Annotated in this window: 7 protein-coding genes; 5 read left to right on the forward strand and 2 right to left on the reverse strand. The window is 71.6% G+C overall.

Annotation, left to right across the window (positions count from 1 at the left end):
* Positions 1-98 precede the first annotated feature (98 nt).
* Genes ACFWW9_RS37155 through ACFWW9_RS37165 form a run of 3 tightly spaced genes read left to right on the forward strand, consistent with a single transcriptional unit; the run spans position 99 to position 2,972 of the window.
* Positions 99-839, forward strand: coding sequence for a response regulator transcription factor (locus ACFWW9_RS37155; RefSeq protein WP_390387066.1), 741 nt, complete (start codon positions 99-101; stop codon positions 837-839).
* Positions 836-2,122: a sensor histidine kinase gene (locus tag ACFWW9_RS37160; RefSeq protein WP_390387067.1), complete on the forward strand. Its 1,287-nt coding sequence runs from the start codon at positions 836-838 to the stop codon at positions 2,120-2,122. Before ACFWW9_RS37155 ends, ACFWW9_RS37160 begins: the two co-directional genes overlap by 4 nt.
* A 28-nt stretch (positions 2,123-2,150) precedes the next feature.
* The gene (locus ACFWW9_RS37165) at positions 2,151-2,972 is read left to right on the forward strand and encodes an NUDIX domain-containing protein (RefSeq protein WP_390387068.1); all 822 of its coding nucleotides are present in this window, start codon (positions 2,151-2,153) and stop codon (positions 2,970-2,972) included.
* Between the two features lie 37 nt (positions 2,973-3,009).
* Here the strand turns inward: ACFWW9_RS37165 and trpS are convergent, their stop codons facing one another.
* Complete coding sequence (gene trpS / locus ACFWW9_RS37170; protein ID WP_390387070.1) at positions 3,010-3,975, reverse strand: tryptophan--tRNA ligase; 966 nt, start codon at positions 3,973-3,975, stop codon at positions 3,010-3,012.
* A 201-nt stretch (positions 3,976-4,176) separates the two neighbouring features.
* Here trpS and ACFWW9_RS37175 point away from each other — a divergent pair, with 201 nt between their 5' ends.
* Positions 4,177-4,476 carry a YciI family protein gene (locus ACFWW9_RS37175; RefSeq protein ID WP_390387072.1) on the forward strand — a complete coding sequence of 100 codons (300 nt, stop codon included), beginning with the start codon at positions 4,177-4,179 and terminating at the stop codon, positions 4,474-4,476.
* A gap of 50 nt (positions 4,477-4,526) precedes the next feature.
* On the opposite strand, the gene ACFWW9_RS37180 is transcribed toward ACFWW9_RS37175, so the two are convergent.
* A complete protein-coding gene (locus ACFWW9_RS37180; RefSeq protein WP_390387073.1) occupies positions 4,527-4,742 on the reverse strand; it encodes a hypothetical protein in 216 nt (71 codons plus the stop codon).
* Positions 4,743-4,909: 167 nt separating this feature from the next.
* Between ACFWW9_RS37180 and typA the strand changes: the two genes are divergently transcribed.
* Positions 4,910-6,817, forward strand: a complete 1,908-nt coding sequence (gene typA / locus ACFWW9_RS37185; RefSeq protein ID WP_390387075.1) for a translational GTPase TypA — start codon at positions 4,910-4,912, stop codon at positions 6,815-6,817.
* The last annotated feature ends 92 nt before the right edge of the window (positions 6,818-6,909 follow it).

A 6,909-nucleotide genomic window follows, 5' to 3' on the forward strand; every position in this document is an offset into this window, starting at 1 on the left:
CCGTCCGACACCACAGACAGTGCCCAACCCGTGCTGAGACCGCGCTGAGAGCCTGAGAGACCGCTGAGATCCCCAGCCGATTGTCCCCCTCAGGCGGCATGCTTGCGGGTGTGAGACCACGGGTGCTGGTTGTCGACGACGAGATCGGTGTTCGGCGAGCGCTGGAGCGGGGCCTGTCCGCGGAGGGCATGGAGGTCGTGACGGCCGCCGACGGCCCGAACGCGCTGCGCGTCGCGTTGACCGGCGCGTTCGACGTCGTGCTGCTCGACATCATGCTGCCCGGCCTGTCCGGTTACCGCGTGCTCCAGCGGATGCGCGCCGAGGGCGTGCGCACGCCGGTGCTGATGGTGTCGGCGAAGGACGGCGAGATCGACCAGGCGGACGGCCTCGACCTCGGCGCGGACGGCTACCTGGTGAAGCCGTTCTCGTTCGTGGTGCTGGTGGCGCAGGTGCGGGCGCTGCTGCGGCGCAACTCCGGCGGCAACTCCCGGCGCAGGCTCAAGCTGGGCGAACTGGTCGTGGACCGGGCGCTGCGCGAGGTCACGTGGGCGGGGGAGCCGGTCGCGCTGAGCCCCCGCGAGTACGCCGTGCTGGACGTGCTGGCCAGCCGCGCCGGGTCCGTCGTCACGAAGGACGAGCTGCTGCGCACCGTGTGGGGCGACGAGCAGGCCGCGACCCGCAACGCCGTCGAGGTGTACGTCGGTTACCTGCGGCGCAAGCTCGACGCCATGGGCGCGGGCGAGGTCGTGCGCACGGTCCGCGGCCACGGCTACCTCGCCTCCACCGCCGACCTCGACGCGGCGCTCGGCGCGACCGTGCAGCGGGCGGCCCGTAGGTGAACCCGCGGCGGTGGTGGTTCCGGCGCACGCTGCGCTTCCGGATCACCGTGGTGGCCACCGGCGTGGCGTGGCTGTGCCTGATGGCGTTCACCAGCCTCGCCCCGAGCCTGATCGGCCGCGTGCAGATCAGCGCCGTCGACTCCGAGCTGACCAAGGCCGTGGCGCTCGGCTCCGGCCCGTCCGTGCGGATCCTGGACACCGCCGGAGCCCCGCTGGACGGCCTGCCCGCGCCGGACCTGACGCCCGCCGAGGTGCGGACGCTCAAGTCCGGCCACCCCGTGCTGCGCGAGAACGGCGTGAGCGCCATGCGCTGGCAGGGCCGCGTGGACACCGCCCCCGACGGCACGCCGAGGCTCGTCGTCGCGGGTGACAGCCTCATCGGCTACACGGGGGCCAACGACCTCGGCACCCGTTGGCTGGCCGTCGCCACGTCGTTGGTGGCGCTGCTGGTCGGCATCGCCACGTGGCTGTCGGTCCGCTCGTCGCTGCGCCCGGTCGAGCGGATGCGCGTCGCGGCGGCCCAGCTGCCCCGCGGCGAACGCCTGCCCGTGCCCGAGTCGCGGGACGAGCTGCAAGCGCTTGCGGAGGCGTTGAACGGCCTGCTGACCCGCCGGGACGAGGCCACCGAGCGGCTGCGGCGGTTCACCGGCGACGCCGCCCACGAACTGCGCTCGCCGGTCACGTCCGTGCGCGCCCAGGCCGAGGTCGCCGTCGCCCACCCCGACCCGGACTTCTCGCTGGAGGTCCTCGAATCCGTCGTCGAGGAGTCCGAGCGCCTCTCCGAACTCGTCGACGCCCTGCTCATCCTGGCCCGCGCCGACGCGGGCGAGATCCCGCGCGCCGAACCCGTGGACCTGGTCCTCCAGGTGCACGCGGCCGTCGACCGGATGCCGTCGCACGACCTGCTGGTGCAGGTGGCGGCCCCGATGAGCGCGTGCATGGTGTCCGCGACCCGCACCGAGGTCGAGCTGGTCGTCGACAACCTGGTCCGCAACGCCTCCCGCTACGCGACCAGCCTGATCCGCATCTCCGTGCTGCCCGCGGCCCGCGAGATCCGGCTGATCGTCGACGACGACGGCCACGGCATCCCGTCCGAGCACTGGTCCCGGATCTTCGACCGCTTCTACCGCGTGGAGGAGCACCGGGGCCGCGCGACCGGCGGCTTCGGCCTCGGTCTCGCGCTCGTCGCCCACCTGGTCCGGCAGCGCAAGGGCAGCGTCCGGGTGCTGGAGTCCCCGCAGGGCGGCGCGCGGTTCGAGGTCCGGTGGCCCGCTTACCGTTGATTTCACAGGTGAATGGCAGTATTCGGCCGTGCCCGATCTCCGCGCGACCACGCTCGTCGAAGCGCCCGTCCGAACCGTCGCGGGCGCGCTCCTCGACGGCCGCCTGCTCGCGTCCTCCGTCCGCGGCCTGGGCGTCCGCATCTCCGGCGGCTCCGGCATCCTGCACGTCGGCGCGGAACTCTTCGGCTCGGTCGGCCCGGTGCGCGGCAAGCTCGTCGTCACCCGCGCCGACACCACCGGCGTCGCCGCGGCCCTGGTCGACGGCCCGCTGCCCATGCTGGCGCTGACGACGGACCTGGTGGAGACCGGCGGCGGCACGCTGGTCGTCGACGCCGTCGAGTGGACCAGCCCCGGCGGCCCGTTCGGGCGGCTGGCCGACGTGGTGGTCGGGCGCGGGTTGGCGTTGAAGATCCTCGAAGCGCGGGCCGGGGCGGTGTCGCGGAGGGCGTTGCAGCTGGTGGACGCGGACGTCGTCGTGGGGGCGGCCATCGTGCGCGACGGGATGCTGCTGGTGCAGCAGCGCGACTTCCCGGTCGAGGCGGCGGGCAAGTGGGAGGTGCCCGGCGGGCGCGTCGACCACGGCGAGTCGGACGGCGAGGCGTTGGCGCGGGAGTGCGCCGAGGAACTGGGCGTGGAGATCACGCTGGGGGAGCAGGTCGGACCGGACGTGCCGCTGCGGACGGACCTGCTGCTGCGCGTGTTCGCGGCATCGCTGGAGTCCGGCGAGCCCGAGGCGCGCGAACACCGGGCCGTGCGGTGGATCGGCCCGTCGGACCTGGACGCGCTGGACTGGCTACCCGCGGACCGCGTGCTGGTGCCGGGGTTGAGGGACCTCCTGTTCTCGGCTTAGAGGGGTGGGCGCGGCTGAGCCGCGCCCACCTACCGCCTCATCCCAGGCCGGTCATCCGGAGTGCCGCGTCCAGCCGGTGCTGTGCGCGCGTGCGGGCGCGGTGGGCGCCTTCGGCGCGGATGCGGTCCAGTTCAGCGGCGTCGTCGAGGAGGGCCACCGTGCGTTCCCGGACTCCTCGCAGTTCCTCCACGACGGCCTCCGACGCCACGTCCTTCAGCTCCGCGTAGCTGCCCAACCCGGCCGCGATCTCGTCCGGGGCCTTGCCGGTGCACGCGGCGATGATCTCCAGCAGGTTGGCGACGCCCGGCTGCTTCTCCGGGGCGTAGACCAGCTGGTTCAGGGTGTCCGTGACGGCTCGCTTGATCTTGCGCTGGATCAGGTCCGGTGGGTCCAGGACGAACACCGTGCCCGCCGCGTCCGAGGCCGACTTGGCCATCTTCCTGGTCGGATCCGTCAGGTCGCGCACCCGTGACGCGGTCGGGGGGACCGTGCCGCGCGGCATCACGAACACCTCGCCGTACGTGCCGTTGAACCGCTTCGCCAACGCTCTCGCCAGCTCCACGTGCTGCCGCTGGTCGTCGCCGACCGGCACCTCGTGCGCGCCCTGCAACAGGATGTCCGCCGCCATGAGCACCGGGTACGTGAGCAGGCTCAGGCGGACCGAGTCGCGGCCCGCGGACTTCTCCTTGAACTGGATCATCCGCGCGGCCTCGCCGTACGTGCAGGTGCACTCCAGGATCCACGTCAGCGCGCCCAGTTCGCGGACCAGGTCGGACTGGACCGACACGGAGTGCGGGTCGACACCGGCGGCGATGAGCAGCGCGAGCTGCTCGCGCGTCAGGGAGCGGAGTTTCGCCGGGTTGTGCGAGGTCGTCATCGCGTGCAGGTCGCTGATGAAGTACACGTCCTGCTCGGTGCCCTCGGCCGCCCAGCGGCGGATGGCCCCGAGGTAGTTGCCCAGCTGGACGTGGCCGGACGGGGTGATGGCGGAGAGCCTGATCATGGTGGGTCCCTTCGACAGGTGTGCCACCCGTCGGCGCGGGACCCCAGACATGACGAAGGCCGCCCGAGCGGGCGGCCTGTGGTCGTCTTCAACGCACAGTTCTACGGCCGCCAGGAGGCGGGCCACCAGAACGTGTGAAGACTGCGCATGGCCGCGAGCTTATCGTGTTCGGCCGTTGTCTGGCGGGTCTACATTTCTTCTATGTACATCGTCGTACTGAAGTTCACCCGCTCGTTGGACGTCGTCGACCTCGCCCTGCCCGACCACGTGGCGTGGTCGGCCAAGCAGTACGAGGCCGGGCACTTCCTCGTCTCGGGCCGCCAGGTGCCGCCGGACGGGGTCGTGATCATCGCCAAGGCCATGACCCGCGGGAAGCTCGACGCCATCATGGCGACCTGCCCGTACGTGGTGCAGCGGCTGGCCCGCTACGAGGTGACCGAGTTCCGCGCGACGCGGACGGCTCCGGAGCTGACGAAGCTCAACGAGGCCATCCCGGCCTGACGGCGGGGCCCGTCCCGAACCATCCGGCCGAAGGGGACCGGACGGGCGGGTCAGGCCGCCTTCTTCGCGGCCTTCTTCTCCGCCTTCTTGCGGAGCTTCTTCGCGGCCTTCTTGCCGGGCTTCGTGCCCGCTTCCTTGGCGAGCAGCTTCTCGGCCTTCTCGAGCGCCTTCTTCCGGGCCTTGTCACGTGCCTTGAACAGCGCCGGAACCGGGCACCGCCTGCACTGCGGCTTCGACCGGCAGCACTTCTTCTTCAGCTTGACCACGCCTCGCGCGCTCCTCCCGTAGGGTTCATTCCCAGACTAGGTGAGGCTGACCTCACCCTCCGCGATGTGTGGTATTGGCAACGGAGCCGGTACTCTTGTGAAGGCTGTGCGCGATCTCCGTCCTGGCGCTGGCCCCCTTCCTCGACTTCCAGCTCTAGGAGTTCCGCGTGCCCACGGCCACCGCGTCGATCAACGAATCGCCCGCTCAGGTGCGTGCTGACCTGCGCAACGTCGCGATCGTCGCGCACGTTGACCACGGCAAGACCACCCTCGTCGACGCCATGCTCCGGCAGTCCGGAGCGTTCTCGGCTCGCGCCGAACTCGTCGACCGAGTCATGGACTCCGGTGACCTCGAGCGCGAGAAGGGCATCACCATCCTCGCGAAGAACACCGCGGTCCGCAGGGAGACCCCCGACGGTCCGGTGACGATCAACGTCGTCGACACCCCCGGCCACGCCGACTTCGGCGGCGAGGTCGAACGCGGCCTCTCCATGGTCGACGGCGTCGTGCTGCTCATCGACGCCAGCGAGGGCCCGCTCCCGCAGACCCGCTTCGTGCTGCGCAAGACCCTGGCCGCGGGCCTGCCCGTGATCCTGGTCGTCAACAAGGTCGACCGCCCCGACGCCCGCATCAGCGAGGTCGTCGACGAGGCACACGACCTGCTGCTCGAACTGGCCGCCGAGGTCGGCGCCGACGACTCCGTGCTCGACCTCCCGGTCGTGTACGCGTCGGCCCGCGCCGGTCGCGCCAGCATGACCCAGCCCGCCGACGGCGGCCTCCCGGACGAGGAGAACCTCGACACCCTGTTCGAGGTGCTGCTCAACCACATCCCCGCCCCGCGCGGCGACGTGAACGCGCCCCTCCAGGCGCTGGTCACGAACCTCGACGCGTCGTCGTTCCTCGGCCGCATCGCGCTGTGCCGCATCCACTCGGGCCACATGCGCAAGGGCGACTACGTGGCCTGGTGCCGCGAGGACGGCACGACCCAGCGCGTCCGCATCACCGAGCTGCTGATCACCGAGGCGCTCGACCGCGTGCCGACCGAGGAGGCCCACGCGGGCGACCTCGTCGCCATCGCGGGCATCCCGGACATCACGATCGGCGACACGCTCGCCGACGCCGAGAACCCGGTGCCGCTCGAGCGCATCACCGTCGACCTGCCCGCCATCTCGATGACCATCGGCGTGAACACCTCGCCGCTGGCCGGTCGTGGCGGCGGCACCAAGCTGACGGCCCGCGTCCTCAAGGCCCGCCTCGACTCGGAGCTGGTCGGCAACGTCTCGATCCGCGTCCTCCCGACCGAGCGCCCCGACACGTGGGAGGTGCAGGGCCGTGGCGAGCTGGCCCTCGCCATCCTGGTCGAGCAGATCCGCCGCGAGGGCTTCGAGCTGACCGTCGGCAAGCCGCAGGTGGTCACCCGCCAGGTCGACGGCAAGCTGCACGAGCCGTTCGAGCGCGTCACCATCGACGCCCCCGAGGAGCACCTCGGCGCGGTCACCCAGCTCCTCGCGAACCGCAAGGGCCGCATGGAGAACATGTCCGGCCACGGCTCGGGCCGCGTGAAGCTCGACTACGTGATCCCGTCGCGCGGCCTCATCGGCTTCCGCACGGAGTTCCTCACGGAGACCCGCGGCACCGGCATCGCCAACGCCGTCTCCGAGGGCTACGGCCCGTGGGCGGGCGAGATCCGCACCCGCCACAACGGCTCCCTCGTGGCGGACCGCTCCGGCATGATCACCGCCTACGCGATGATCCAGCTGGCCGACCGCGGCACGTTCTTCGTCGAGCCCGGCGCGGACGCGTACGAGGGCATGGTCGTCGGCGAGAACCCGCGCGCCGAGGACTTGGACATCAACGTCTGCCGCGAGAAGAAGCTCACGAACATGCGCCAGTCCTCCGCGGACGTCATGGAGACCCTGGCCCGCCCGCGCAAGCTGTCGCTCGAGGAAGCGCTGGAGTTCTGCGCCTCCGACGAGTGCGTCGAGGTGGCCCCGGACGTCGTCCGGGTCCGCAAGCTGATCCTGGACGCGAACCTCCGCGGCCGCGAGCGCTCGCGCAACAAGCTGCGCGGCTAGACAACGCCAAGACCGAGAAGGGGGACCCCCCCCCCGCGAGGGGGGCCGCTTTGTGTTTGGGGGGGGGGGGTGTGTATGGGGAGTGGCAGGCG

The organism is Umezawaea sp. NPDC059074 (genome assembly GCF_042738955.1).
Taxonomy (GTDB): domain Bacteria; phylum Actinomycetota; class Actinomycetes; order Mycobacteriales; family Pseudonocardiaceae; genus Umezawaea.

Bases quoted from the DNA above. Each gene is read 5' to 3' on its own strand.
- ACFWW9_RS37175 (WP_390387072.1), top strand. From the start codon at position 4,177: ATGTACATCGTCGTACTGAAGTTCACCCGCTCGTTGGACGTCGTCGAC.
- trpS (WP_390387070.1), bottom strand. From the start codon at position 3,975: ATGATCAGGCTCTCCGCCATCACCCCGTCCGGCCACGTCCAGCTGGGC.
- ACFWW9_RS37155 (WP_390387066.1), top strand. From the start codon at position 99: ATGCTTGCGGGTGTGAGACCACGGGTGCTGGTTGTCGACGACGAGATC.